Genomic DNA, 1,327 nt, shown 5'->3' on the forward strand with positions numbered 1-1,327 from the left:
TGGCCTGTCCACCAACCGAGCGGCCGAAGCAGCCCGAAAGCCGCTGGAAACAAGCTGCCTGATGCCCGGCATGGCCCTCACATCGGCGCGTCGGCGCAGCAGAAGGCGTTGTTCAGACTTTCCTCAATACGTCAGATAACGTGTTCTGACGGATTAATGCCTGCCGGGTCGCCACCACTTCTGAGCTGGTTAACGCGCAACGTATCTTGGAAGCCGGATTGCGGAGCCGGACCTCTTACCCGTCCCGCCAGCCGCGGCATTGGCGTTTTGCGGACTACTGCGACAAGTTATTCGGGCTCCTGAAGGCACTCGTGGCCATCAACACGTCGATTTGCCGCGCTGAGCCTCCGCGTTTGCAAGAGCCGTGATTTCGCAGGTCGCTTGCTCAGGCGGTCCGGGGCAGGATGCGATAATGCGCCTCTGTCGGACGGCAGGCCGCGCCATTAATCGGAAGGATGTCCTGCGGACAGGCCGACATCGCCACCACACAATCCATCCGGGCCCGCAAGATGACGTAGTCGCCGGCGCGGGACAACGGCTCTCCCCAGCTGGTGCTTCCGTCCTCCGCCACGGGAATGTTCATCCAGAGGTTCAGCGGGCTCGGGCACTCGAGGATGTCGATACCAATCCGCCGCATGGCAGCGAACAGATTGTCGGTACAATTGTCGTGATAGTCGCTACAGCCCAGAAGCCCGTAGCGGAAATCGTCACAGGCAGCGATCAGCGTATCATGCCGGCCGGGAGAGGTGTCTTCTTCGATCGTCATGATCGGGCGCCGCCGGTTCGTGATGAGGGCATCCCCCTTTCCGGGCCACAGCTTGCCCAGAGTCGGGCGCATGTGCTCGTTCGAGAGGAACTCTTTGGTATCCTCGGCATTGAAGACCCAGGTGTCGACAACCTGGGCACCATGAGTATTGATGATCTGGATGGCCTCGCCCGCCGAAAGCCGCGCCGCCCGACCACTGCGAGCAGGAAGCGTAATGCGTTCAGGTTCGCCCGACATCGTCCCCTCCAATCAACTTATCGGATCAGTCTAGATCAGGTTCTTCACGCGAGGGCAAGTCGGGCTCTCTTCGTTTTGGCAGGGTCACGATGTGTCCCATCGCGCTCAGTATCAGCAATACAGGCACCAAACTTCTTCGGACGGGGTCGCACCGGATTGACGTGGCGCATGGCCTTTCGGTGCCCTGTCCGCGACAGCTTAAGGAAAGTCTGAACAACGCCTTCTGCTGCGCCGACGCGCCGATGTGAGGGCCATGCCGGGCATCAGGCAGCTTGTTTCCAGCGGCTTTCGGGCTGCTTCGGCCGCTCGGTTGGTGGACAGGCC

1 protein-coding gene is annotated in these 1,327 nt (G+C 61.1%); it reads right to left on the reverse strand.

All coding sequences use genetic code 11. The features are described 5' to 3' along the window. Positions 1-385: 385 nt before the first annotated feature. On the reverse strand, positions 386-1,003 hold the full coding sequence (locus C6W92_RS17445; protein WP_129435396.1) for an urea carboxylase-associated family protein: 618 nt from the start codon (positions 1,001-1,003) through the stop codon (positions 386-388). Between the last annotated feature and the right edge of the window lie 324 nt (positions 1,004-1,327).

It is taken from the genome of Roseovarius sp. A46 (assembly GCF_004126395.1).
Lineage (GTDB): Bacteria > Pseudomonadota > Alphaproteobacteria > Rhodobacterales > Rhodobacteraceae > Roseovarius > Roseovarius nitratireducens.